Annotated in this window: 20 protein-coding genes and 2 pseudogenes; 17 read left to right on the forward strand and 5 right to left on the reverse strand. The window is 56.6% G+C overall.

What is annotated here, in order from left to right; all coding sequences use genetic code 11:
* Positions 1–65: 65 nt before the first annotated feature.
* Both AB4K19_RS00745 and AB4K19_RS00750 read right to left on the reverse strand, forming a co-directional pair.
* A complete protein-coding gene (locus tag AB4K19_RS00745) occupies positions 66–545 on the reverse strand; it encodes a YHS domain-containing (seleno)protein (protein WP_375230055.1) in 480 nt (159 codons plus the stop codon).
* 47 nt (positions 546–592) lie between these two features.
* Positions 593–1,450, reverse strand: a complete 858-nt coding sequence (locus AB4K19_RS00750) for a cysteine hydrolase (RefSeq protein ID WP_375230056.1) — start codon at positions 1,448–1,450, stop codon at positions 593–595.
* 278 nt (positions 1,451–1,728) lie between these two features.
* Between AB4K19_RS00750 and AB4K19_RS00755 the strand changes: the two genes are divergently transcribed.
* The 6 genes from AB4K19_RS00755 (at position 1,729) to AB4K19_RS00780 (ending at position 8,774) form a co-directional block, all read left to right on the forward strand.
* The gene (locus AB4K19_RS00755) at positions 1,729–3,105 is read left to right on the forward strand and encodes a PLP-dependent aminotransferase family protein (protein WP_436398709.1); all 1,377 of its coding nucleotides are present in this window, start codon (positions 1,729–1,731) and stop codon (positions 3,103–3,105) included.
* Positions 3,106–3,940: 835 nt separating this feature from the next.
* On the forward strand, positions 3,941–4,489 hold the full coding sequence (locus AB4K19_RS00760; protein WP_375230059.1) for a hypothetical protein: 549 nt from the start codon (positions 3,941–3,943) through the stop codon (positions 4,487–4,489).
* 354 nt (positions 4,490–4,843) lie between these two features.
* Positions 4,844–6,268: a circularly permuted type 2 ATP-grasp protein gene (locus tag AB4K19_RS00765; protein ID WP_436398711.1), complete on the forward strand. Its 1,425-nt coding sequence runs from the start codon at positions 4,844–4,846 to the stop codon at positions 6,266–6,268.
* Position 6,269: 1 nt separating this feature from the next.
* Positions 6,270–7,211 carry an alpha-E domain-containing protein gene (locus AB4K19_RS00770; RefSeq protein ID WP_375230060.1) on the forward strand — a complete coding sequence of 314 codons (942 nt, stop codon included), beginning with the start codon at positions 6,270–6,272 and terminating at the stop codon, positions 7,209–7,211.
* Positions 7,212–8,009: a transglutaminase family protein gene (locus AB4K19_RS00775; RefSeq protein WP_375230061.1), complete on the forward strand. Its 798-nt coding sequence runs from the start codon at positions 7,212–7,214 to the stop codon at positions 8,007–8,009. It abuts the gene before it with no gap.
* 33 nt (positions 8,010–8,042) lie between these two features.
* Positions 8,043–8,774 (forward strand): peptidase, encoded by a 732-nt coding sequence (locus AB4K19_RS00780; RefSeq protein ID WP_375230062.1) that lies wholly within the window; start codon positions 8,043–8,045, stop codon positions 8,772–8,774.
* Between the two features lie 293 nt (positions 8,775–9,067).
* Here the strand turns inward: AB4K19_RS00780 and AB4K19_RS00785 are convergent, their stop codons facing one another.
* Entirely contained in the window at positions 9,068–9,784 is a 717-nt protein-coding gene (locus AB4K19_RS00785) for a glutathione S-transferase family protein (RefSeq protein WP_375230063.1), read from the reverse strand.
* Positions 9,785–9,898: 114 nt separating this feature from the next.
* Here AB4K19_RS00785 and AB4K19_RS00790 point away from each other — a divergent pair, with 114 nt between their 5' ends.
* The 8 genes and pseudogenes from AB4K19_RS00790 to AB4K19_RS00825 all read left to right on the forward strand — a co-directional run bounded on the left by AB4K19_RS00790 (position 9,899) and on the right by AB4K19_RS00825 (position 17,040).
* Positions 9,899–10,258 (forward strand): winged helix-turn-helix transcriptional regulator, encoded by a 360-nt coding sequence (locus tag AB4K19_RS00790; protein WP_375230064.1) that lies wholly within the window; start codon positions 9,899–9,901, stop codon positions 10,256–10,258.
* A 235-nt stretch (positions 10,259–10,493) separates the two neighbouring features.
* Positions 10,494–11,983: pseudogene (istA, locus tag AB4K19_RS00795) on the forward strand (IS21 family transposase); the annotation flags it as partial.
* A gap of 7 nt (positions 11,984–11,990) precedes the next feature.
* A pseudogene (locus tag AB4K19_RS00800) lies at positions 11,991–12,089 on the forward strand (ATPase); the annotation flags it as partial.
* A gap of 979 nt (positions 12,090–13,068) precedes the next feature.
* Positions 13,069–13,479 (forward strand): hypothetical protein, encoded by a 411-nt coding sequence (locus AB4K19_RS00805; protein ID WP_375230065.1) that lies wholly within the window; start codon positions 13,069–13,071, stop codon positions 13,477–13,479.
* Positions 13,480–13,544: 65 nt separating this feature from the next.
* Positions 13,545–13,808 carry a ribbon-helix-helix protein, CopG family gene (locus AB4K19_RS00810; protein ID WP_375230066.1) on the forward strand — a complete coding sequence of 88 codons (264 nt, stop codon included), beginning with the start codon at positions 13,545–13,547 and terminating at the stop codon, positions 13,806–13,808.
* Between the two features lie 71 nt (positions 13,809–13,879).
* Positions 13,880–15,262 (forward strand): MBOAT family O-acyltransferase, encoded by a 1,383-nt coding sequence (locus AB4K19_RS00815; protein ID WP_436398714.1) that lies wholly within the window; start codon positions 13,880–13,882, stop codon positions 15,260–15,262.
* 3 nt (positions 15,263–15,265) lie between these two features.
* On the forward strand, positions 15,266–16,393 hold the full coding sequence (locus AB4K19_RS00820; RefSeq protein ID WP_436398716.1) for an alginate O-acetyltransferase AlgX-related protein: 1,128 nt from the start codon (positions 15,266–15,268) through the stop codon (positions 16,391–16,393).
* Positions 16,390–17,040: an SGNH/GDSL hydrolase family protein gene (locus AB4K19_RS00825; RefSeq protein WP_375230070.1), complete on the forward strand. Its 651-nt coding sequence runs from the start codon at positions 16,390–16,392 to the stop codon at positions 17,038–17,040. Before AB4K19_RS00820 ends, AB4K19_RS00825 begins: the two co-directional genes overlap by 4 nt.
* Before the next feature lie 227 nt (positions 17,041–17,267).
* Here the strand turns inward: AB4K19_RS00825 and AB4K19_RS00830 are convergent, their stop codons facing one another.
* On the reverse strand, positions 17,268–18,644 hold the full coding sequence (locus AB4K19_RS00830; RefSeq protein ID WP_436398718.1) for a 3-deoxy-D-manno-octulosonic acid transferase: 1,377 nt from the start codon (positions 18,642–18,644) through the stop codon (positions 17,268–17,270).
* Between the two features lie 107 nt (positions 18,645–18,751).
* Here AB4K19_RS00830 and AB4K19_RS00835 point away from each other — a divergent pair, with 107 nt between their 5' ends.
* The 3 genes from AB4K19_RS00835 (at position 18,752) to AB4K19_RS00845 (ending at position 21,630) form a co-directional block, all read left to right on the forward strand.
* Positions 18,752–19,480 (forward strand): 3-deoxy-D-manno-octulosonic acid kinase, encoded by a 729-nt coding sequence (locus AB4K19_RS00835; protein WP_375230072.1) that lies wholly within the window; start codon positions 18,752–18,754, stop codon positions 19,478–19,480.
* Between the two features lie 149 nt (positions 19,481–19,629).
* Positions 19,630–20,688 carry a glycosyltransferase family 4 protein gene (locus tag AB4K19_RS00840; protein ID WP_375230073.1) on the forward strand — a complete coding sequence of 353 codons (1,059 nt, stop codon included), beginning with the start codon at positions 19,630–19,632 and terminating at the stop codon, positions 20,686–20,688.
* Positions 20,689–20,784: 96 nt separating this feature from the next.
* Entirely contained in the window at positions 20,785–21,630 is an 846-nt protein-coding gene (locus AB4K19_RS00845) for a glycosyltransferase family 2 protein (protein ID WP_436398720.1), read from the forward strand.
* Between the two features lie 230 nt (positions 21,631–21,860).
* Here AB4K19_RS00845 and AB4K19_RS00850 read toward each other — a convergent pair whose 3' ends face one another.
* On the reverse strand, positions 21,861–25,016 hold the full coding sequence (locus AB4K19_RS00850) for an efflux RND transporter permease subunit (RefSeq protein WP_375230076.1): 3,156 nt from the start codon (positions 25,014–25,016) through the stop codon (positions 21,861–21,863).
* Position 25,017: the final 1 nt, after the last annotated feature.

Genomic DNA, 25,017 nt, shown 5'->3' on the forward strand with positions numbered 1-25,017 from the left:
CATTGTCTGGCGATCGCGGCGGCTTTGGTTCGCATTTGCGCCGCCGCGAGGGCTTGGTTCTGGTTTTAAAGTGCACCAACAGAAGTGTTGATGATCTCCGGCCATTTTTCATTGGCGCCCGCGATAACAGACTGTGGATCTTCGCGATATTTCTCGAGGATCGCCGCGTTTACGAAGAGATACAGCTTCCCCTCGACGATGTCCGCATAGCGTACGTCGCCATCGAGTTTTTTGCCAACATAGACGCCAAAGGCACAGAACCCGCCGAATTGAGGCAGGAATTTTTGTGGGTCAGCATCGAACGTCTGTTGCGCTGCTGCTGATGCGAAGTAGTTGTCAACGCCGTCGTAAGTTGATGTATGGACGGCTTCGCCCTGCGCAGGAGCGTCACCAGCGAACATGGAAACGGGGTCTATGCCGTGCATGCCCAGTGAATTGCCGTTGAGCGTCAGACCGTTGCCGATGTTGTACTCGTCTGCCGCAAAGGTCGCCGTCGAAATGGCAACTGCGACAGAAAGTGCAGTCATGAACATTGAGAGTTTCATTCGAGTATTCCTTTAAAGGAGGGTTGTTTTAGATTTAATCGTGGGACTTACGCAGAGTTTCCGATCCGCTCAACGGCTTCGTCTGTCCACCAGACGGCATTGGCGATCATGCGGAAGTTGATGAGCGCCGCGAGGTATCCGTCACCTTCAGGAACTTTTGCGCCGGCAGTGGCATCACGCACCACGGCGACTTCGAAGCCGGTTTCAAGCAGTTCCCGCATGTGGCTTTCCACGCACAGATTGGCTGACATACCCGCAAGAATAACCTTATCGATGCCAATCTTCCGCAGCTGAAGCACGAGGTCATTTTGTTCAGGCCCGTAGACCTTGTGGGGAGAGCAAACGATGGTTTTGCCGTCGTTGATGTACTTCTTATACTGAGGCATCCAGTCGGCGCCGGAAGCTTCAAAGCCTTCGAGATCAAGCGGATCCTTGCGATCAAACATCTTGATCCCATGCATGACGCGTTCGAGCGTACCTTCGAATTTCCACTTATGATCCTGCGGGTAATAGTAGTGGGGAGAAATGACGACTGGCATGTTCGCGCCCTTGGCTGCTATGAACAGACGCTCAAGATTATCTACAACTCCTTGCTCGGAGACGCTTTCTCCTACAACACCCCAAGCCACACCGTCGGGATCAAGGAAGTCGACTTGCGGATCCACAACCACGAGCGCGGTTCTTTGAGGATCGATGTCCATGTCCATGTCTGGAAGGGCGGGGTTGTCTGGGTCGGCGTAGGTAGCTTTTGCTTCGTCAGTCGCAGCATGCGCCGCACCGCCGGCAATGGTTGCTGCCCCAGCGGCACCCGCTGCTGCAACACCCGCCAACATATGGCGGCGCGCAAGATCGACGCCTTCATCAGAGTGTCCGCATCCGCAAATGTGTTTGTTGTTCTTAGCCATGGTCTTTCCTTTCTTTCAATCATCGCGTCATGAGCCGTGTTCGCTTCGGCAAGCCGGGTCTGTTCGCAGCCCTGGCATGCTGCGTCTTCAACGGATCTTTTCCGCTTTCTCATTGGAGTGAGCCCACCGATGGTGGATTCGGCTTCATTGTCATCAGACAATTTATGTATTGTATGCATTCAATCACGTGTCAATGAAAAATTGAATGCTTGCAATTTCAGCTGCTTTTCTTCAGTGTTATAGAGCAGGTAACGATCGCAGGGTGATAAGAGGGATCGATGAAGAAATTGGATTGGCTGCCTGAGCTGCGCGATTCCGGTCAGCCGAAATACATCGAACTGGCGACTTCAATCGGGGACGACATTTCAACCGGTCGTCTCCAGCCAGGAGATCGCTTGCCGCCCCAACGTAAAGTCGCCAAAGCTATGGGTGTGGATATATCTTTGATAGCAAGGGCATATTCGGAAGCTATCAGGCGCGGATATGTCGAAAGCCATGTGGGAAGAGGCACGTTCGTTCGCGATCAAGAGCCGGATCAGAGAGGTCCGGATCCACGCCGGACGCTTGAAGAAGACCCTCGCATGAACATGCCGCCAGAAATCGAAGATCCGGCGCTGATCAAACGAATGCAAAACGGATTCGAAAATGTTGCTTCGAATGTGGTTTCTTTGCTGAGGTATCAATCTTCGACAGGCGGCTCCAAAGATCGCGAAATATCTTTAGATTGGATGCAGTCAAAAGGACACCTGGTTTCTGCGGATAATCTCACGGTTACGCCTGGTGCCCACGCCGCTATTCATGCTGCTCTAACGGTTGAGGCACAGACAGAGTCTGTCGTCTTGTGCGAGCCTGTCACATATCCTGGCATTCGTGCAATTGCGTCGCGTCTTTCTCTTAAACTTTTGCCGCTGGCGGAGGATGAACACGGTATTACGCCAGATTCTCTGGAAGAAGCCGCCTCGAAGCATCAGAATGCAGTTCTCTACCTGAACCCCACGTTACGGAATCCAACGACTCATACCATTCCGGCCGACAGGCGTGCGGAGATTGCTGCTGTTTTGCAGTCTAAAGCCATGCCACTCATCGAAGACGACGCTTATGGCCTCATCGCCAAAGATGTACCGCCCCCGATTTCGGATCACGTACCTGATCTGGCCTGGCATATTTTGGGTGTTTCGAAGGCATTCGGGGCAGGGCTGCGGCTGGCCTATGCAAAAGCACCGGATCGCGAAAAACTTTCTGACTTTGTGCAAACTATTCGGACCGTGAGCGTAATGACATCGCCGCTCAATCTGGCCTTACTCAGCACCTGGATCGAAGAAGGAACAGCGGATGACATTTTAGCGGAGGTCAGAGGCTCGGCGCGACGTCGACAAGAGATGGCTTCTCGCGTCTTGAAGGGTTTCGACTTCGAAGCAAAAGACGAGGCGTTCAATATATGGCTGCAGGCGCCTGAGGGATTGAGCCGCGCAGAAATCCTAACAAGGGTTACGGGCGGGCCGCTGGCCATAGTGCCGAGCGACATTTTTACTGTAGGCAGTTCGCCGGAGGAAAGGCTGCGTGTTTGTTTGGGCGGCCCCGTGACTGAGGGTGCGCTTGAAGAGGGGTTGCTCAGTCTTCGCGCGGCTCTTCGACAAAGCGAATGGGCAGGTTAGACCGTCCCATCAAAGAATGCGGCAAGCCCCTAATTGTCATCAACGGGTATTCGTTTGGAGCGCCGACATTGACATCAAATGCGCTGATAAGGCCCAATATGCGAAGCAGATGTTCCATAGCTATGTGGCGTACTTCCACTTTGAACCAATATTACCGGATGCGTCAGGATGCATAGATACCCGCCTTTTTTCTCTCTACCTAGCGCGTAGACGGCTCATCGTGACAGGCGTGATCCCCAAAAAAGATGCTATCAACGAATGAGTGAAAATTTCTTCGTAGCTGGGGAATGCTTGGCGGAACCAGTTCAGCCGCTCCGCCCCGCCAAAAGCGGCGAGACACCATTCGCGCTCCGCCTTTTCACTCAATGCGTCTCGTAGAATACCATTTGCCCAGTTTCGGATCGGTTCAGATTCGATCATCAGATTTGTAAGCCGATCAGTATCGATCCAATAAAGCGTAGCCTCTTTGGTTGCCTGGATGGACACAAGGGACACTCCATCCCGCGTTCGCGCGACATTCGGCGTGACAACGCAAGGACCTACATGGAGCCCAACGCATATCTCCTTGCCTTCTTGGTCACAAATGCTGCTGGCTAGGCACCCATCCAAGAGAATGAACTCATCTGATCCAGGTTGTCCTTGGTGGGCAAGGCGCGCCCCTGTGTTCAAACGCTTTCTTCTCCAATGAGACGCAAAACCGTCTGCCACACTCAAATCAGACAGGTCAGGTGACTTTGCGAGAAATTTCCGTAGATCCATCTTGATATGCCTTATCAAATGATAATGCGTGTAGCTTCACTCAAGGACAACTTGGCACAGATCAAGGAGGTCCCAAATGATTCACACATTTTTTTCAAGGTATATCGGATTTGCTGCCTTTGGCTGCGGGTTGATCGCTACAGTAATCTACGTGCTGATGATCAGCGTCACACTTGCCCACATTGAAGCTGTCTCGGGGCAGGTCCCATTCGACATGCGCCCGCTCGGCTATCGTCCCAAAGACGCCGCGACTCTTCTTGAAACCTTGGGTGCGGAGGGGCGCGAGTACTATCTCCGTTACCAGATCTCTCTGGATACAATTTACCCGGCTATGCTCGCGCTGACTTTGACAGCCACGTTAAGCTGGTTTGGGCGACGTATACCCGGCACTAAGCTAGTTCGCTTTGGCATAGTTCTATCGGTTGGCTCTGCCTTGTTCGATTACTTCGAAAACCTTGCAATCGCTGCCATGATTTGGAGTTGGCCAGAGGTATCAATTGCATTGGTGTATGCCGCCAGTACAGCCACAATTGCCAAAACGGCCCTAACAACTTTGGCTGTACTACTTGCGCTTCTGACCGGGTTTCTATGGTTGCGTCTTCCCAAAGCGGACGTTTGTCCTTAGGCGGACAATGGCGGCAAGCTCCCGCAGACTGTTGGTCCGCTTGGGATGAGATTTTGCGATTGCGGCGAATGGCTGGTTCGACGGGCCGCACCGCAGCATCTAGATCGGCCGGTGAACGTCAGCTTGGGGCCAAAAGTGACCTGATGTTGGCGCCCTGTGCACTGGTCTGCGGCCGCAGCATCCAGAACTCCGGAATTTTCGACGAACGGCCTGGCCAGTTTGGAGGGCAGTGCGGTTTCAATCTGACACAATAATCACCGGTTAGTTTGCCTAAAAATTGACCACTTAACAGCGTGAGATGGTCAGATCGTTAAAACGGGTTGTCTGCCACCGCTTGACCCTTACCCTAGCATTATGAGCAAGAAGCAAATTTTCTTCGATGAAATGGGGGGCGCGGCCGCCCCCCGCCTGCCGTACCAGAGCTATAAACGTTGGTTCAATAACCAGGATGCTGAACGCCTTGCTCAGAAATCGTCAGAGGCGGAACATTTCTTTCGGCGAACCGGGATTACCTTCAACGTTTACGGACAGGCCGACGCCGAAGAAAGGTTGATCCCTTTCGATCTTGTACCGCGCATCCTTTCACAGAAGGAATGGAGCACGCTGGAGCGTGGGGTCCAGCAACGCGTGCGCGCGATGAACGCGTTTCTTCACGACATCTACCACCGGCAGGAAATCTTTCGCGCGGGCGTCGTACCAACAAGCCTTTTAGCCAGTAACGACGCTTTCCTGCCTGAGATGATTGATTTCACTCCCCCGGGCGGGGTCTACACTCACATCGTCGGGACCGACATCGTACGTACTGGTGAAGATGATTTCTTCGTGCTTGAGGATAATGCGCGGACGCCATCCGGCGTGAGTTACATGCTCGAGAACCGCGAAACGATGCTGCAGATGTTTCCTGAACTTTTCAGCCAGATCAAAGTACAGCGTGTCAGCGACTATCCCAAGAACCTCCGCGCGTCTCTCGAAGCCTCGGCCCCGCGCAATTGCGAAGGGCGTCCTTTCGTTGTTGTGTTGACCCCGGGGATCCATAACTCCGCCTACTATGAACACAGCTTCCTCGCCGATCAGATGGGGGTCGAACTGGTCGAAGGCCACGACCTGCGCATTGAGAACGGGCGCATCGTGGTCCGCACCACCCGCGGGTATCGCAACGTTGACGTGATATATCGTCGGGTGGATGACGACTTTCTTGATCCGCTGACGTTCAATCCTCAGTCGATGCTGGGTGTTCCTGGAATCATGGACGTCTATCGGGCAGGCAATATCACCATCGCCAATGCGCCTGGAACCGGTGTGGCAGATGACAAGGCAATATACAGTTATATGCCTGATATCGTTGAGTTCTATACGGGAGAGCGTGCAATCCTGAAGAACGTGGAAACCTACCGCTGTTCTGAACCTGACAGCCTTGCGTACGTGCTTGAGAACCTTGCCGATCTTGTCGTGAAAGAGGTCCACGGCTCAGGCGGATATGGTATGCTGGTCGGCCCTGCTGCTTCCAGGGCGGAGATTGAGGCATTCCGCGCGAAGCTTTCGGCAAAACCTGCGAATTACATCGCACAACCCACCCTGAGCCTCTCGACTGTACCGATTTTCACCGAAAAGGGTCTTGCGCCGCGGCACGTCGATCTGCGCCCTTTTGCGCTTGTATCACCCAACGAGATCAACATCGCACCGGGCGGTTTAACCCGCGTAGCCCTTACTGAAGGCAGTCTTGTTGTGAATTCGAGCCAGGGCGGCGGCACGAAAGACACCTGGGTCCTAGAGAACTGATATGCTGGGAAAAACTGCAGGTGGTCTTTACTGGATGTTGCGCGGGTTAGAGCGGGCCGAGAATACGGCGCGCCTGATCGAAGCGGGCTTCCGGATTGCCCTGACCCGGTCCACTGATCCTGCCACCGACTGGAGATCAGTTATCGTTTCATCCTCGCAGCAGGTAGCCTTTGAGGCCCGGCATGAAGGGTACACCAGCCAGAACGTCAGTGACTTTCTGTTGCGGGAACCGACCAATCCAAGTTCTGTTCTTTCGATGATTAAAGCCGCAAGGGACAATGCCCGCCTTGTCCGTACCGCACTAACGACCGAGGTCTGGGTGGCGGTGAATGAAACGTGGATGATTTTAACCGAACGCCTCAGGACACCCGTACCGGATGCGGAACTGCCGCAGGCGCTCGAGGTTATTCGTCAGCAATCCGCGCTGGTCCGGGGCGCGCTGCATGGAACGATGCTCCGGAATGATATCTATAACTTCTGCCGTCTCGGCACCTTCATCGAGCGCGCCGACAGCACAGCGCGGATCATTGACGTAAAGTACCATGCCTTGTTGCCGTCACCGTCTTTCGTGGGCAGCAAACTCGATAATGTGCAATGGGAGATGGTCCTGCGTTCCGTCTCGGCACACCGTTCGTTCCGTCACGCGGTGCAGGATGATTTCAATGCGTCAAGCATCACCGAGTTCCTGATCCTTGATCCCCGTTTTCCAAGGTCGCTCGCCTTTTGCGCCAAGCAGATCACTTCGAACCTGCAAGAACTTCAGGAAGAATACGGTGGGGACAGCCAAAGCCTCGATGCCGCGCAGTCCCTGCAGGCGCGGATCAGGGGGCGCGATATAAATACGATCTTCGAAGAAGGCCTGCATGAATACATTACGCAGACGCTTGTCGACATCGCGGCACTCGGCACACAGATCGAGACGCAGTACAGGTTTATCAGCTGAATGCTTATCAAAGTCGCCCATCGCACCGAGTACAGTTTTGAAGGCCCAGTTCAATACGCGCTGCAGCGCGTTCGGCTCCAGCCCGGAAATTCCCCTCTCCAGACAGTGCTGTCATGGGACATGAGGATCGAAGGAGGCGGCCTTGAGGTTGAATATGATGATCATCACGGCAACCACGTTGGTTTAATATGTTCGGATGAAAACGTGCAGGTCCTGTCCGTGGTGGTGGAAGGTGAGGTGCAGACCCATGATCTGTCGGGTGTTTTGGGCCAGGTCTACGGCCGGGCGCCGCTGTGGTATTTCAAACGGCCAACGCCGCAGACAGAGGCTGGACCGCTTATCACTGAACTGGCCCGGACCCTCGATACGCGTGGCAGTGCGCTGGACAGGTTGCACGCCCTCTCCCGCGCAATCCTGGAACGGGTTCCTTATGCGCTGAACGTGACGCACGCCGAAACCAGGGCCGAAGAAGCGGTGGCGCAGAAGAGTGGCGTCTGTCAGGACCACGCCAACATCTTTATCGCCGCCGCCCGCACCCTTGGTTACCCGGTCCGCTACGTCAGTGGATATCTGTTCATGGACGACCGGATCGATCAGGAAGCCAGCCATGCCTGGGCCGAGGCCCATGTCGACGATCTTGGCTGGGTTGGCTTCGACGTCTCAAACGGCATCTCGCCCGATGAACGCTATGTGCGGCTTGCAATTGGGCGCGACGCTCATGACGCGGCACCTGTTTCCGGCCTCCGCATGGGAAGTGGGGGCGAGGGCCTTGTTGTTTCTTTGCAAGTGCAACAGTAAAGAAACCGACCACCTAATGCAGGATGACCCGTTATGACCTATTGCGTTGGTTTGCGTCTTGATCGCGGCCTTGTTTTCATGTCCGACACACGAACAAACGCGGGCGTGGATAATTTTGCGTCTGCCCGGAAGATGTTCAACTTCAGCGTGCCGGGTGAACGCAACATCACCATTATGACCGCAGGAAACCTGGCGACGACCCAGGCTATGATCAGCCTGCTTCGGGAAAGAACCGAAGCGGTAGATGATCGTGATCCGAGTATCCTGAGCCAGCCTACCATGTTTCAGGTGGCGCGACTGGTTGGGTCAACCCTGCGGGAAGTCATATCATACAGCAGTCCCAACGGTCAGGAATCAGCGGACGCGTTCAGTGCCTCAGTCATCGTCGGCGGGCAGATCAAAGGTGGCAAACCGACGGTCTTTCTCGTCTATCCTGAAGGAAATTTCATTGAGGTTTCCGAAGATACGCCTTTCTTCCAGATCGGTGAAACGAAGTACGGCAAACCAATCCTGGTACGGGCCTATGAGCCTGATCTTGCCTTCGGCGACGCACTCAAGCTCTTGCTGGTTTCCTTTGATTCAACCGTGAAATCAAATCTCTCCGTCGGGCCACCCTTTGATGTGCTGGTCTACACAGGAGACAGCTTTGCGCCGACCGAAATCATACGGATCGAAAGTGGTGATCCGATATATCAGGCTATCTCGTCAGGTTGGGGAGAAGCTTTGAAATCAGCTTTGGACCAGTTACCGGGCTACATACCGTAGGCTCCATTTATCGTCCTGTCGTAACTGCCGCAGATACCACCGCCCATAGTTGCTATGGGCGAAAACTCAGATCGAGCTGTCAGTAAGGGAAGTTGAAGTCCTAACACCTTGAGCCGAAAGGCAGATATGCAGGCTCCGCCTTCAGAAACCGAGCTTGGAACCCAATTTTGGCTTCAGGCCACCGCTGATAAGCTATCGCGCCTCGCAACCGCAGATGCTGTGCTGCCGCAGAGGGCGTCCAAGCCCCTTTGCCACGGATGCTTCAAATGGCGCGAATGCCGCTGTTGAGGGCTCTAGGATTTCACGTCGTTTGCAAATCGGGCAGCGTTCTCTTTCGCAAATGCACCCGCATCAGCCCCCGCATGCCAAAACTGCGGATTAGCTTTCGGAATTGTGAGTGCCTTTTGCACGGCTGGCCGCGCGTCGATCCGGTCAAACCATTTCTGCAAATTGGGCAGGCCATCTATACTTGCCCGCGCCCAGACATAGGCCCGTGCCCAAGGATAGGTCATCATATCCGCTATCGTGTATTCGTTTGCCGCGAGCCAATCGCGACCATCAAGATGAGTGTCCAGAACTTCAAGCAATCGACGGGACACGTTGACGTACCGCTTGATCGAAAACGGCTCCTCATGTCCATTTGGTGCAGCGATATGTTGAAAGTACATCGCCTGTCCCATCATGGGGCCCACGTGCCCAACCTGAAAGAACATCCATTGCATAACTTCCGAGCGTTTGAGCGGGTCTTCCGGAAGGAATTTTCTGTATTTTTCTGCCAGGTGCCAAAGAATGGCGCCGCTTTCGAAGACTGCGCGATGCTCGTCAGCGTCAACGATTGTCGGAATTTTTCCGTTCGGATTCAACCTTATGTAGTCAGGTGCTTTTTGCTCCTGCTTTGAGAAATCCACGGTGGTCAGGTCGTAGGGTACGCCAGCCTCCTCCAGAAAAATCACCGGCTTGTATCCGTTCATCGTGGCAGCGGTGTAGAGGTGAATTGCAGGTTGGGTCATCGTCATTCTCCGATCAGTGGCCGTATCCAAAAGGATTTGACCAAACTGAGGACAAAGCGAAGAAAATCAACTAGTATACTTTTCGTAACCTACTCCCGTGAGATGGAGAAGTGAATGGAAGCGCGCATCAGTCGGGATCATCGCGGCCGCAAAAGTGTTGAGGACGCCTGCGCAAGTCCATGCGCAATAGAACGTGGAATGCGGATCATCGGAGGGAAATGGACCGGCTCGATTCTCTGGCATCTGAAAGACGGCCCGGTGCGCTTCAACGACCTGTCGCGGATGATCAGCGGCGCCAGCAAAAAGATGATCACAGAAAGACTTCGTCAACTGGAGTCACAAGGATTAGTCTGCCGGGAAGTCACCGAAACCAAGCCGCTATCTGTCTCCTATGAAGTGACGGATCTTGGGAAAACTGCGCTTGGTTTTCTCGATCAGCTTCGCAGGTGGAGCGAGAGTCTCCCCACCAAATAATGGCCGTTCAAAGAACTGATCTGATTTGGTGTCGACCCAAAACGGATTTTTGTTTCGCCAGGACGATGGCCTTGGTCGCCCCGCGAAGCAGACTTTCACCGTCGCAAACAGGTTGCCTGGTTGTGAAACGGCATGCAAAATTGACCCCCATTGAGGGGTGATCGGCGTCCAAAAGTGACCCCCCTGTCAATTCTGTTCAGATGCTTCTCAAAGGGTTTTGGGGAGCAGATTGGGGATGTTGGTCGTGGAAACGATTGCGAAGATCAGGCGTGCGTTTTTTGTTGAGGACAAGTCTATCAAGCAGATTTGCCGCGACCTTCGGCTATCGCGGAATACGGTGCGGAAAGTTGTTCGATCCGGCGATACCGAGTTCAGCTATGACCGATCTGTTCAGCCGCGTCCGAAGATCGACCCTTGGCGTGACCAGCTTGACGGGATGCTTGAAGCCAACGCAGGCAAACCCAAGCGTGAGCGGTTGACGCTTGTCCGTGTGTACGATGAGCTGCGCAATCTCGGCTACGATGGCAGCTATGATGCTGTGCGCTGGTACGCGGCAATTGGTCGCGAGAGACACAGGAAGCGTCAGCGGCCTCCTATGTGCCGCTGAGCTTCGATCCGGGCGAAGCCTATCAGTTCGACTGGAGCCATGAAGTTGTTCTGATCGACGGCGTCAGGACGACCGTGAAGGTCGCGCATGTGCGCCTCAGCCATAGCCGGATGCCGTTCGTGCGTGCCTATCCGCGTGAGACCCAAGAGATGGTGTTTGACGCGCACGACCAAGCGTTTGCCTTCTTCGGCGGAGCCTGTGCGCGCGGCATCTATGACAACATGAAGACGGCGGTGGATACGATCTTCGTCGGCAAGGATCGTGCCTACAATCGTCGCTTCCATCAGATGTGTGGCCACTATCTCGTGGAACCGGTGGCCTGTACTCCATCCTCTGGATGGGAGAAGGGGCAAGTTGAGAACCAGGTCGGCGTGATCCGCCGCCGGTTCTTTGTGCCGCGGCCAAAGTTCAAATCCTACGCCGAGTTGAATGCATGGCTCGAAGATCGCTGCGTCGCCTTTGCCATGGCAAACAAACATCCCGAGATGCGCGACAGGACCATCTGGGAAGTGTTCGAAGAAGAGCGCTCCAGCTTGGTGCCATACGTTGGTCCGTTTGACGGATTCCACGCGGTTCCGGCCTCTGTTTCCAAAACCTGCCTCGTGCGGTTTGACAACAACCGCTACTCCGTTGACGCCCGCACGGTCGGTCGCCCCGTGGAGATCCGGGCCTACGCTGACCGGCTGGAATGCTGGCAGGATGGCAAGATCGTTGGCCAGCATGAACGTGCCTTCGGTCGCGGTAAAACGATCTATGATCCGTTGCATTATTTACCGGTGCTCACGCGCAAACCGGGCGCATTGCGCAACGGCGCACCGATTAAGGGGTGGGAGCTGCCCATTGCCATAAGACGCGTGCGCAAAAAGCTGGAGCGACAGCCGGGCGGTGACCGCCAAATGGTCGATATCCTCGGAGCCATCTTGACCGATGGCCTGGAGGCCGTCGAAGCCGCCTGTGCAGCGGCGCTGTCGCACAATGTCCATTCTGCTGGTGTCGTTCTGAACATCCTGGCGCGCCACCGGGAACCACCACCACCCCTGACAATCACCACCCCGGACGCGCTGAAGCTGGCTTGCGAACCTGAAGCCAACTGCGATCGGTATGACAGCCTGAGGAGACCACAGAATGGAACGGACACAGGTTCTCGACGCCATGGGCCAGCTCAAGCTCTACGGCATGCGGACGGCCTACGACGAGATCATCACGACGGCCGTCAAGCGGACGGTCGCCGCGAATGCAGCCACATCTTCAAAAATGATTGAAAGCCGCCTTTCAGATCAGAGTTTTTACCCAGTCGTTTAGTTCCTTGAATGAGATAGAAAAGTCTCTCGCTTCATCCGGACCGCCTTTGTGTATTGGGGCCTGTCCGTCGGCGGCCTGGTCGGAGTTCATCTATTCAGCCTTTTGTTTCACTACGTCATCTTAGGAAGCGGAGGCACTAAGGTTCAGCGTCTTTGGGTGGTGATGCTAACCGGCGTAGTTGCCATCGGGTTTTCTGCATTCGGCGACGGCACAGACGGTTTCTCTAATCGGATCACCAATCCGCCGGATATGGTACAAGCTATTGCCTACGCTCATTCGGCTCTGATCGTCGCGTTCTTCATATGGCTGCGATCAGATACAAACATACCGCCTGAGGGGTCGCCAACATTGTCGGCCGCGCTGTAGACGTGGTCTTTGTCATACCGATGATTCTCTTCGGGCTTCGAACCCTTGCGGGAAACGCACACAGCGTTGCGTTTCCCTCCCAAACCGCTCTTGCCCTTGTGTTCTGTTGATACGCGAAGGCAGGTGACGACTCTCAAAGCGCGGGCCTCTCAATCCCGGGGTGTACAAAAAACTCTACGTCCGTAACGTTCCTGTATACGTGCGCAATTGCGTAAATATGAATTTGTGCGTTTGCGGCTTCGCATAATTGCGATATGCATTGCCTAATGAAGTGGATGGAAAGTCAGAACAGATGGCGACGCGGTTTTTTTCGCCTTTGGCTGTTCTTGTCGGCGTTATGGTTAGTTTTCATTTTGCCAAGAGTATTTTTTCATTCTGATTTCACTGGCGCGGCGGACTTCAACCCGCCACCCCCAAGGACATTTTTTCAGGTGTTATGGGATGTTGTCCTGGCCGGATTCATCCCGCCAATGGCGGTTCTTGGACTGGTCTCAGGCGCGATCTGGGTTGTGATGGGTTTTAGAGGGAGCCAGAATTGATAACGCCCCTCATCGCCGCTCAGAAAGGCGGGGCCGGGAAAACCACCTTGGCCTACGACCTGTCCGTGGCCGCCACACGCGATGCGGCCAGGGCACAAATCGACCTCTGCATAGCAGACACGCCATCGGCGGCCCCGGAATGGCTATCTGAACCGCTTGGCGCGGCTGCCCTGGTGTTGAACCCGGTTCGACCGTCACCTGACGATGTGTGGGCCGTGGGCACGACCGTGGCCGCCGTGAATGCCGCGAAGGTGCCTGTCGCCTTTGCCCTGTCTCAAACGCCGCGTGCGCGGACCACAGAAGAAGAGGCCCGCGTCCCAGCACAACATGGCAGGGTCGCCCCGGTGAATATCGCTCAACGTGTCGCCTGTGCCGAGACCGGGCGTGACGGACCAGGGGGTATCTGAGCCAACCGACGACAAGGCGGTGGCGGAGATTGCCGCTGTATGGAATTACGTGAAAGGAAGTCTGAATGGCTAAGAAGCCCGCAGCCCTCGATGGCCTGCTGAACACCGAAAACCGCCCAACCGATACGGGTATACCGCAACGCGGGGCAGGGCAGGGCGCGGCCAGGGAAAAGAAACCGGTAAAGCGGCCGGGCGAAAAACGGCTGACGCTTGCCCTTGATGGCGAAACCTATAAACGTCTGAGGCTTCACGCCGCCGAAACAGACCAAACGCACCAGGCGATACTGGAAGTCGCCCTTGCGGAATACCTTAAGCGCGCAAATGCGTAGTTACGATATTTGTTGAATCTTGATGTTTTATCCACTCTTTCCGCGTCGGGTATAGAAGGCTTTAACTACTAATGGTTTTTTCCGCCCCTGTTTTTCTTTGGCTGTTTCTTCCTGCTGCTCTGGCTGTCTATTTTCTGTCAGGACGCACGACGCGCAATGGTATTCTGCTCGCGGCAAGCCTGTTTTTCTATGCATGGGGCGAGGACGAATATGTTCTCATCCTGATCGGATCGATTCTGATGAACTATGCCGCGGGCCGCTGGATTGCACCCGCACAGGGACGGATGCGTCTGATCGCGCTCTGGGCAGGGATTGTGGGTAACCTGCTGCTGTTAGCATACTTCAAGTATACGGGTTTTCTGCTCGGAAACCTGAATGTCGCTCACGCTCAGGAGATCGCTCCGGCCCTTCCGATAGGTATCTCATTTTTTACGTTCCAGGCACTGTCGTATCTTGTTGATCTCTACTTCCGCCGTGTCGCAATGCAGCGCAATCCATTCGACCTGGCCCTGTATATTTCACTCTTCCCCCAGCTCATTGCAGGGCCCATTGTCCGCTATGCCGAGGTCGAAACCGCGCTCAAGGACCGAAGCACTGATCGCGGCGATTTTTCGATTGGGATGGAGCGCTTCGTGCGCGGATTGGCCAAGAAAACGCTCATTGCAGATCCTATGGGGCTGGTCGCCGATCAAATCTATGCCATACCAGCCGGAGGCCTGACGCCAGAGACCGCCTGGGCCGGGGCCATCGCGTACTCGCTGCAGCTCTATTTCGACTTTTCGGCGTATTCCGACATGGCCATTGGATTGGGACGTATCCTTGGCTTCCGCTTTCCCGAAAACTTCAACTATCCCTATGCCTCAACCTCAGTCACCGAGTTCTGGCGGCGCTGGCATATGACGCTGTCGCGTTGGTTCCGTGATTATCTGTACATTCCACTCGGCGGGAACAGAAAGGGTGCAGCTCGAACTTATATGAACTTGCTGCTGGTTTTTCTGGCCACCGGGCTCTGGCACGGGGCGGCGTGGACGTTTGTGGCCTGGGGGCTTTGGCACGGGATGTTCCTGATCCTTGAACGGCTGGGCCTGGCAAGAATACTCGGCGCATTGCCGCGTGCGGTGAACCACGCTTATCTGCTTGTGGTGGTTATCACGGGCTGGGTTCTGTTCCGGGCCGGCAGTTTTGAGCAAGCGTTGGAATTCTATTACTCCATGTTCCTGTTCAGGAGTGGGCCGGAAGCTGTTTTCCATCCGCTGACAAGGTATCTTGATGCCTATGCCATCGCCGTAGCAGCAGTCGCCATACCTGTTTCCGTCGGGTTACGTCCATGGCTGGAACGCCGCTTCCCGCTGGGAATCATGGCTTCCGAGGTCCGGTTCTGGGCACTGTTCGGGCTGGCAATCTTGTCGGTCGGTGCTGCGTCCTATAGCCCGTTTATTTATTTCAGGTTCTAACTCATGTCGCCTCCTTCCTTCATATCCGCCATTTTCGCGCTTGTAATCCTTGCTGGCCTTGGCTTTGTGACATTGTTCGACATGACCAACGGCCCGGGCACCACACGCCAGGAACGGATCGCTCCGACACCAGCCCCAGCCCGATCAGCAAAGGACATGGCCCGGCTTTTTTCCGAGGTGCGGTTCTACGTTGCCAACCGCTACGCCATGAAGGACCATTTCGTTACCTGGAACAGTCAGGTGAAGATCGGGCTGTTTGGACATAGCCCTGCACCAAATGTGGTCTTCGGACGGGATGGGTTCTTATTCCTCAACACGGTAGCCCCAATCGCCATGGCGCAGGGACAGGGCAGACTGACCGCAGAAGATGCGTCAGCCTGGCGGGATCACTTTGAGACCGCGCAGACTGCTTTCGAAGCGCGGGGGATCAAATATGCCTTCGTGATGGGTCCGAATAAGCATTCGATCTATCCTGAATACCTACCGCTTTGGGTGGACCCGGTCCCGCCGGATCGGACAAGGACAGCCGATATAGTACAGGCTGTTGACGGTGTGTCTCCAGCCCCATTCGACAGCCGTACGGTACTGCAGCAGGCCCGAGCCAGTGACCCCGGGCGCCTGCTCTATCATCCCACAGATACGCATTGGACGGAGTGGGGAGCCGCAATCGTTATGGATCGGGCGCTCGGCGCGCTTGGCATCCCGTCCGAACGCCCTGTAGTTGTGGAGGCCAGCCTGCCTCGCAGCGGCGATATGGCCCGGATGATCGGCCAGCAGGATATCCGCCCTGCCAGCGCCCCCGTATTGACGGCCAGATATGCCTGCACTGATGGCAGCGGAAAACCTTTCGAGATCACGACCATTGATCCTCTGACCCCAGGTCGCCTGACTTGTGGTGCCCCTCAGGGGCGACCCGAACGGATCGTCGTTTTCCATGACTCTTTCGGAATACCCGCAATTCCTTACTTGTCGGGTCGCTTTCAGAAGGTCGAATTCATCAGGACTGATAAGGCCGATCCTGCGCGCGCTGAAGAGTTGGGGGCTGATATCGTTCTGCAGATCACTGTCGAGCGGAAGTTCTGGTCACGGCAGCCGTCAGACTTCCTGTCCACAAAGGGTGGTGACAGATGATGAGCACACTTATCCGGGCCATACTCGCTGCCGCCGTCTGTTTCGTCGCAGGAGTCGGTGTTACCCTCGCCTTGATGCCTGAGAAACGCCCGGCTTCTTTGGCTTGTCGTCCTTCTGCACCTCAAGCGCTTGCCACCAAAGAACCCATTCTGGTCCTCGGCAATAGCCTGGCTTTCGACTCTGACTGGCAAATTGACGGGAAACAGACTGTGAATTGCGCGCGTCAGGGTCTGACGGTCGCCGCGGCTCTGCCCCTGATTGATGAATTACCTGATATCGCGCCAAAGTCCGTCGTGTTGGTTTTTGGTACAGTGGAGTTAGTTCGGGACACTGCCGATCCTGAGGTCTTCCGCTCCAGCCTAGTCAAGCTCGTCGAAAGTCTCAATGCAAAATATGATCCCGCTGATATCGTCGTTTTAGGCGTGCCGGCCACAGGCGAAGACTGGTCCTATGATCTGGCCGATGCCAAGGCTCTTAACAGAGTCATCGCTGAAATTGATGATGTTTCCATGCTCTCACTCGACACGGTTTTGGCCCAACAGGGCAGTGCGGCCCACTACGATGGGGTGCATTTGACCCCTTCAATGTATCCCTCAATCTGGGCAGCACTGGAAACACATCTCGCCATTGATCATGCAGGCGACTGACTGCTTCTGACCTTTCCTGCATTTAGAAAAGGGGCGAATGGGGTTCCTTTGGCTTCGGCGCACAAGGTTTGATCTGTCATTGAACAGACACTGCCTGACATCAAAGCAAAAAAGTGGCTGGCGGTTATCGACGTCCCCGCGGTTGCTATGGCGTCAGTCAGCGCTGCTCTGTGTCCTGTGGGATGTCCTGATGGGGATCATGAACCCGGAGAGCAGCAGAAGGAAAGTCAGGCCTGCGGAGTGGAACTGTTTTGTTTCAGGACGCCTGTTATCAGTTCGGCATACTGTAACGTGCAATCCTGGATATTCTCACTGACAGCAAGGCCGGACCGGGCCAGCATCTTTGCTTCGTCGCCCTGCAGAAGGCGTGCGACCGTCGGACCAAGCTGCGCGCTGTCCCCGACCTGAATGGCCGCACCCGCCTGCTCCAGGGACCTGTAGGCGTCAGAAAAATTCCTGACGTGAGGGCCAAAAACAAGCGCGGTTTCAAAACAGATGGGTTCGTAAGGGTTGTGCCCGCCTTCCTGGCCGATTGACCCGCCCAGAAAAGTGACGGGACACAGTGTGAAGAACACACCCAGCTCACCCAGTGTGTCTGCGATGTAGATCTGTGTTCCGCCCGTAATGTCCTCACCCGGACTGCGCAGTGCTGTGGTCAAGGACCGCGACTGCGCCAGTTTCTGCAAGGGCACCCCCCTGTTCGGATGGCGTGGGGCCATGATCAGCAAAGCTTCGGGGAAGGCCTCAAGCACAGCTTCATGTGCAGCGAGGACAGCCTCCTCATCTGCCGGATGGGTCGACGCGGCCAGCCACACCGGACGCCGACCAACGGCATGTGATAAGGCCGCCAGTGTCTCCTGCGAAAAAGAGAGCTTTGGCTGGGCCACCCTGAGATCCGGCAATACGTGGATTCGATCCGAAGACAGACCCAGCGCGGCCATGCCTCCGGCAACTGTTTCGGACCGGCAGGTCACAAGAGCAAAAGGGGCGAGCAGCCAGGCGAATACGGCCGGAAACCGGGTGCGCGTGCGCGAGTCCCTTGCGTTCAGCAGGATCCGGGGCACGCCGCGTCTGTGGAGCCCGGCAAGCAACCGGGGCCAAAGATCGCCTTCGAGGAAAACAGCGGCAGAGACAGGCCACCCGTTCAGAAAACGCTCGACCGCGCCAGGTGTGTCAATTGGGGCAAACCGGTGGATCACACCGGGCATTTTTCGCGCCACCCAGTCGGCACCCGTAGCCGTTGTGGTGGTGACCAGAATTCTGACGTTCTCCGATCTGGTCAGATGTTCTGCCAGCTGAGAGATCTGCATGACCTCCCCCAGACTTGCGGCATGAAACCAGACAATTTTTTCCCGGTTCTCATTTTCAGGCAAACCGTTGTGGCCCAGACGTTCAGGGAAACGTGCCGGGTCGGCCCCCATGCGACGGTGCAATGCCCAGGACAAACCGGTGATGGGGAGGGCAAGACACCGCGTCAGCAGCATCCAGACACTCAGGAGCAATGGGGTGCGTTCCGGGACCATATCGTTATGAACAAAGTCTCTTTGCTGTTGGTGTGGCTCATCCACTGTGGTCAGGAACCAGGGCGGAAAATACACTTTCATTGATCTTTGAACAGCGAATAATGGTTTAGGTCTGCTTGTGGGGCGACCCGGATCAGCCTATTTGACGGGCACAGTCCTCTTTGTCGCGCGTTGTCGGAGCAGTTGGAATGATGGCCAGAGACCTTCACCTGAACGGTTCTGTGATCCGCTATGACGCAGACGTACTGGATCCGATGGAGCCAGGGCTCTTTGATGAGAGCTGGCTGCGCTCAGCCGGTGTGTGGCGTGGTGACACCAAGGGCAGGAGCAGCGCACATTTCTTCCACTTTGCCGGACGCGATATGGTGCTGCGGCACTTTCACCGCGGGGGCCTCGTCGGGCGGGTGAACCGTGACCTGTTTCTTCGTGTCCGCGCCGGTGACAGCCGCCCTATGCGCGAATTCGATCTACTGAGCGAAATGCATGCCGAAGGTTTGCCCGTTCCATTGCCGGTGGCTGCACAGTTTGTTCCGTCCGGTCTTTTTTACCGCGCGGACATCATCACACAGCGTATTCCGCACGCCAGCCCACTGCAGGATGTCCTGAGCGAAGGGCCGGTTTCTGCGGAGTTGTGGGGCGTCATCGGATCCGGCATCCGGAAACTGCACGACCACGGTGTTTTTCATTCGGATATGAACTGCCGCAACATCCTGCTGGATACGCGCAGCAGGGTCTGGTTCATCGACTTTGACAAATGTGAAAAGCGCCAGCCGGGCCCATGGCAGCAAGCCACCCTGGAGCGGCTGCTGCGTTCGCTGAGAAAAACGGCGAAAGGTGCGGGGACCATGCACTGGCGCGAAGAGGAATGGGCCGGTCTGCTGGCTGGGTATGGGGGCAACACCAGCCCATCCGGCTAGTTCCGGGCTTCCGGAAGCGGCCAGCTCTGCACCAGGCGCACAACGGCCCGGGGGTGCAGCGATGGGTGAGGGTACACGATAGCATTCCCAAGGACCCTTCGGTATACAGCAAAAAATCTTTCAGTTGATCAGGCAAACAGGTTTCAGACATGCAGGTGGACACTGACGCGATCGACGTCATCGCCCCAAACCTCAAACGGCGGTATTCGGGCGTTTCCTCGACCGTGTTCCGGCTTGTGCCGGTGCAGAGCAAACAGATCGCGATTGCGACCACCGGCCCCGTGCTGCCGGATGATATCCCGCAGTTCCCGCTCTCCCGGCTTCTTTTCATGTCACGCTCGGGTCCGTCCGGGTATCGCGTCTGGCATGCACGGCGGAACATCGAAATGCTCGCCGGTGTGCTGCTGAAATACGTGCTCCGCAAACGGCTCAAACTGGTTTTCACCTCAGCCGCGCAGCGGCGCAGAGGAGAGTATTCGCGCTGGCTCATTCGCCGGATGGACGCGGTTATTGCAGCCTCCGGCAAGGCAAAATCTTATCTGCAGGTGCCCGCCACCGTCGTTTTACACGGCATCGATGCAGAGGAATTTTCGCCACCCACTGACCGCGCTGCATTGCGGTCCAGTCTCGGGCTTGATCCTGATGCGCTGATCGTGGGGTGTTTTGGCCGTATCAGATCGCAGAAAGGGACCGACCTCTTCGTGGATGCCATGATTGAGCTTTTGCCGCGGCACCCGACGGCTCAGGGGATCATCATGGGCGGCGTGACACGCGAACAGCAGGCCTTTGTAGGCGATCTGAAAGCGAGGATTGAGGCGGCGAACCTGGGGGACCGGTTGCGCATTCTGCCGGAAGACAAGGGTTTTACGATTGCGCCATGGTTCCAGGCCAGCGACATTTACGTGGCCCCCCAGCGGTGGGAAGGGTTCGGGCTGACACCACTGGAGGCGATGTCCTGCGGTGTCGCTGTGGTCGCGACCCGCGTCGGGGCTTTCGAAGATCTGGTGGCCCCGAACGAGACCGGGATGCTCGTGCCGCCCGAGGATCTTCCGGAACTGATCTCTGCCACTGACAAGCTGATGAGCGACACTGCGTTGCGTCAGTCCATGGCGAAGGCGGCGCGACAGAAGGTTGTCGATCAGCACCAGATTGAACATGAAGCCGAGGCCATCTCGGCGGTATACCGGCGTCTCATCGCCGAAGGATAAAACCAGCTGCGGGTATCCGGGAAGCAGCAACGCATGCGGTGGAAAGTGCGGCTGTGACCGGAACCTGTAGGTGCAATCTGCGGGAAGGATCTCCGTTTGACCGAAAACGTCACCATCGTCACCGTTTGTTACAACAGCCTTGGCGTCCTTCCGGCCATGCTGAAAAGCGTGCCCGACGGCACCCCCGTTGTCCTCGTTGACAATGCTTCGAAGGATACGGCTGCGCTGCAGGAACTGGCGGATGAGCATAACGCCACGCTGCTGCTGAATGCGGACAACACAGGCTTTGGTCCCGCCTGCAACCAGGGTGCGGCCAGGGCGGAAACGGAGTTTCTGCTGTTCCTCAATCCGGATGCAGAACTCCAGCCCGGTGCTCTTGAGGGCTTCCTCAAAGCTGCGCGGGAATATGAGAACGCCAGTGGCTTCAATCCGCGCATTCTTGACAGCTCGGGGCGACAGAGTTTCCGGCGTGGCTCCAAACTCAGACCAGCGGAGCGGCTCCGGGGGTCCGTGCCCACTGCCGATGCCGAAGTGTCCGTTCTTGCGGGGTCCGCAATCTTCTGCCGCAGGGCTCTTTTTGAGAAAATCGGCGGCTTTGACCCCGCGATCTTTATGTATCACGAGGATGATGACCTGTCGCTGAGGCTGCGTGAACATGGGCCGCTGATGTATTGCCATGATGCAAAGGTGGTCCATCTCAGCGGGCATGGGTCTCCGCGCCTGCCGCAGGTGGCTGCCTTCAAGGCTTATCACCTGGCCCGTTCGCGTGTTTACGCGCTGGGCAAATACGGACACCCCCGGCCCAAGCTGAACACGCTGGGGTCCGCAGTTCTTCGGTTGCTCGGGCCTGACATGCTCTTCTCAAAGCGCAGGCGGGCCAAAAACATCGGGTTTTTGAAGGGTGCCCTGAGCGCACTGAAAGACGATGGGCGGCAGCTGTAAAAGGGGCAGGTGGCAGCGGAAACTGATGCGCCTGACGGGCGGCCAGCGTGACCTCTTCCAATGTGAGGAACCGCGCAGCGTATTCTGCCACCCTGCCGCCGGCCAAAGGCGCGCCTGAGCACTTTCACTCCGGTGTCTGCTGATTGACGTGTTCGCGCAAAGCATCGGGCGGAAGCTGCATTCTTTCCGCCAGGATGCGTCGGGCTCGGCGCCGTCCCTTGCTGTTGAGACTACTCAGAAACTTCCGCTTTCATAACGCGGCCCGGGAAAATGCTGCGCAACGCGACATAGAAGACCGGCGTGAAGAAAAGGCCGAGGAAGGTCACGCCGCTCATCCCGAAAAAGACTGCCGTGCCGAGCGCCTGACGCATTTCTGAGCCAGGGCCGGTGGCGATCATGAGGGGCAGTACACCCAGGATGAAGGCAAAGGCAGTCATCAGAATAGGCCGCAGCCTCAGGCGACTTGCCGCAACAGCAGCATCCAGCGCTGACATACCGCGTTCTTCCTGAGCCTGTTTGGCGAATTCCACGATCAGGATCGCATTCTTTGCCGCAAGCCCCACAAGCACAATCAGTCCGACCTGGGTCAGGATATTATTGTCCATACCCCGCAGCATCACGCCCGCCAGCGCCCCCAGCATCGCCAGCGGTACAATCAGGATGATAACAACAGGCAGCACCCAGCTTTCGTAAAGTGCGGCGAGAAACAGAAAGGCAAAGAGGACTGAGAACGCAAAGATGTAGACCGCCGTGTCGCCCTGGTTGCGCTCCTGCAACGCAAGCTCTGTCCATTCATAATCCAGTCCGGGGGGCATGACCTGTTCTGCAAGCCGTTCCATTTCCAGAAGGGCAGCGCCTGTCGAGACACCCGGGGCCGCCGAGCCCTGAACGGGCACGGAAACCTGTTGATTGTAACGCTGTACCAGCGTGGGCCCGGCCGTTTCGCGGATGCTGATCAGCGTGCCCAGAGGGACCAGATCGTTTGTTGCCGAGCGCACCCGCAGGCTTCGGATATCATCCGTATCCAGCCTGAATGGCTCGTCCGCCTGTGCACGCACCTGAAACAGCCTGCCGAAGGCGTTGAAGTCGTTGACGTAGGCTGACCCCAGATTAATGGAGAGCGCGTCAAATATTTCGCCGATGGGCACGTTGAGCATCTGTGCGCGCACCCGGTCAATCTCAAGAAACAACTGCGGCGAGCCTGCCGAAAAGGTCGTGAAGACACCCTGCACTTTGTCAGACTGCCCGGCCGCGCCCATAACGCCATAGGCAGCCTGCAAAACTCTGTTCATTTCCGCAGATTCGATGTCCTGCAACTGCAGTTTGAAGCCGCCGCCATTGCCCACACCACGCACCGCAGGCGGGTTGATCGCGATGATGAAAGCTTCGCGCAGAGCCTGCATCCGGCCAAAAAGGTTGCCGACAATCGCAGCGGCTGTCAGGCCGGACTCCAGTCTTTCTTCAAAACTTTCGAAGGTCGTGAAAATCACCGCCTGGTTTGAGGCATTCGTGAATGTGGCACCTGAAAATCCGGCGAAGGCCACCGCATTTGTAACGCCGGGGGTCTCCATCGCGATTTCGGTCGCCCGTCGGGTCACGGCGTCTGTCCGGTCGAGCGCTGCACCGTCCGGCAGCTGCACCACCACGATGGCGTATCCCTGGTCCGCCTCTGGGATGAAACCGGTCGGAACCCTGGTGTTGATCCACCAGGTCGCTCCGAGGCATCCGGCGAACACAAGACACGCGATGGCGCGCATACCGCCCGTTCCGGCCAGAACCCGTACGAGGCTTCCGTACCCCGCAGAGAGTTTGTCAAAACCGTGGTTAAAGCCATTTGCCAGCGGCGTCATCAGGGCGAAGACCGGATTGCGGGAAGGGCCCGCGCCGGCGGGTTTCAGAACGCTGGCAGCGAGAGCGGGGGACAGGCTCAGTGAGTTTATCGTTGAGATGACTGTCGCGACCGAGATCGTTACCGCGAACTGCCGGTAAAACTGACCTGTGATGCCAGGCACGAGTGCAGCCGGGATGAAGACCGCAATCAACACCAGCGTGGTGCCTATAATGGCGTTCTGGACCTCGTCCATCGTACGGGCCGAGGCCTCGCGCGGGGACATCCCGTTTTCGATGTTCCGCTCTACGTTTTCGACGACGACAATCGCATCGTCGACCACGATCCCGATTGCCAGAATGAGGCCGAACAGCGTCAGAAGGTTCAGGGAATAGCCAAGCGCGAGCATCACCGCGAACGTCCCGATGAGCGAAACAGGGATGGCGACAAGCGGTATGATCGCCGTCCGCCAGCTTTGCAGAAACACCAGGATAACCGCGACCACGAGCAATACCGCTTCGAACAGGGTCTGGTAGACTGCGTTCACGGAGGACGCGATGAATTCCGTTGGGTTATAGACCACCCGGTATTCGAGACCGGGCGGGAAGTCCTGGGAAAGATCTTCAACAACATCGAGAATTTCCTCGGCCGAGGCGAGGGCATTGGAGCCCGGGCGCTGAAAGATACCGAGGGCGACGGCCGGACTGTTGTTAAGATACGAATTTGTCACATAGGACCGCGCGCCGATTTCAACGCGGGCCACATCACGTACACGCACGACACGTCCGTCATCGGTGGATTTGACGATGACGCGCCCGAACTCGCGCGGGTCCTCAAGGCGGCCCTGGGTTGTCAGCGTGACCTGAAAGGCGCTGTCCGTCTCGTTGGGCGGCGCACCAAGGGACCCGCCCGACACCTGCACGTTCTGCTCCCGCAACGCGGCGACAACATCCGCTGACGTCAGACCCAGCGACCCGAGCCTGTCCGGGTCCAGCCAGACCCGTGCTGAAAACTCACGCTCACCGAAGATCTGCAGGTCGCCCACGCCGTCCAGCCGTACAAGCTGGTCGCGCACGCGGGAGCGCGCGTAGTTAGACACATAAAGCTGATCGAAGGTTTCGTCTGGCGACAGCATATGAATAACCATCATCAGATCCGGAGAGGATTTGGTCGTGGTCACCCCGAGTGCACGGACTTCCTGGGGCAGTCGTGGTTCTGCAATCGAAACGCGGTTCTGTACAAGCACCTGTGCGGCGTCGAGGTCTGTGCCGAGGTTAAAAGTTACAGTGAGCGACATCGCGCCGTCGGCGGTAGAATAGGAAGACATGTAGAGCATGTCTTCGACTCCGTTGATCTCCTGCTCCAGCGGTGTTGCCACGGTTGCTGCGATGGTCGCAGCGTCGGCGCCGGGGTATTGCGCGCGGACTACGATGGAGGGCGGGGCGATTTCAGGATACTGCTCCACCGGCAACTGGAAATAAGCCAGGATCCCCACGATGGTGGTGACGACGGCAATGACGATGGCAAAGATCGGGCGCGTGACGAAAAAGCGGCCCATT

This window comes from Roseobacter phycocola, from assembly GCF_042055075.2.
Lineage (GTDB): Bacteria > Pseudomonadota > Alphaproteobacteria > Rhodobacterales > Rhodobacteraceae > Roseobacter.

Bases quoted from the DNA above. Each gene is read 5' to 3' on its own strand.
- AB4K19_RS00745 (WP_375230055.1), bottom strand. From the start codon at position 545: ATGAAACTCTCAATGTTCATGACTGCACTTTCTGTCGCAGTTGCCATT.
- AB4K19_RS00750 (WP_375230056.1), bottom strand. From the start codon at position 1,450: ATGGCTAAGAACAACAAACACATTTGCGGATGCGGACACTCTGATGAA.
- AB4K19_RS00755 (WP_436398709.1), top strand. From the start codon at position 1,729: ATGAAGAAATTGGATTGGCTGCCTGAGCTGCGCGATTCCGGTCAGCCG.
- AB4K19_RS00760 (WP_375230059.1), top strand. From the start codon at position 3,941: ATGATTCACACATTTTTTTCAAGGTATATCGGATTTGCTGCCTTTGGC.
- AB4K19_RS00765 (WP_436398711.1), top strand. From the start codon at position 4,844: ATGAGCAAGAAGCAAATTTTCTTCGATGAAATGGGGGGCGCGGCCGCC.
- AB4K19_RS00770 (WP_375230060.1), top strand. From the start codon at position 6,270: ATGCTGGGAAAAACTGCAGGTGGTCTTTACTGGATGTTGCGCGGGTTA.
- AB4K19_RS00775 (WP_375230061.1), top strand. From the start codon at position 7,212: ATGCTTATCAAAGTCGCCCATCGCACCGAGTACAGTTTTGAAGGCCCA.
- AB4K19_RS00780 (WP_375230062.1), top strand. From the start codon at position 8,043: ATGACCTATTGCGTTGGTTTGCGTCTTGATCGCGGCCTTGTTTTCATG.
- AB4K19_RS00785 (WP_375230063.1), bottom strand. From the start codon at position 9,784: ATGACCCAACCTGCAATTCACCTCTACACCGCTGCCACGATGAACGGA.
- AB4K19_RS00790 (WP_375230064.1), top strand. From the start codon at position 9,899: ATGGAAGCGCGCATCAGTCGGGATCATCGCGGCCGCAAAAGTGTTGAG.
- AB4K19_RS00810 (WP_375230066.1), top strand. From the start codon at position 13,545: ATGGCTAAGAAGCCCGCAGCCCTCGATGGCCTGCTGAACACCGAAAAC.
- AB4K19_RS00815 (WP_436398714.1), top strand. From the start codon at position 13,880: ATGGTTTTTTCCGCCCCTGTTTTTCTTTGGCTGTTTCTTCCTGCTGCT.
- AB4K19_RS00820 (WP_436398716.1), top strand. From the start codon at position 15,266: ATGTCGCCTCCTTCCTTCATATCCGCCATTTTCGCGCTTGTAATCCTT.
- AB4K19_RS00825 (WP_375230070.1), top strand. From the start codon at position 16,390: ATGATGAGCACACTTATCCGGGCCATACTCGCTGCCGCCGTCTGTTTC.
- AB4K19_RS00830 (WP_436398718.1), bottom strand. From the start codon at position 18,644: ATGAAAGTGTATTTTCCGCCCTGGTTCCTGACCACAGTGGATGAGCCA.
- AB4K19_RS00835 (WP_375230072.1), top strand. From the start codon at position 18,752: ATGATGGCCAGAGACCTTCACCTGAACGGTTCTGTGATCCGCTATGAC.
- AB4K19_RS00840 (WP_375230073.1), top strand. From the start codon at position 19,630: ATGCAGGTGGACACTGACGCGATCGACGTCATCGCCCCAAACCTCAAA.
- AB4K19_RS00850 (WP_375230076.1), bottom strand. From the start codon at position 25,016: ATGGGCCGCTTTTTCGTCACGCGCCCGATCTTTGCCATCGTCATTGCC.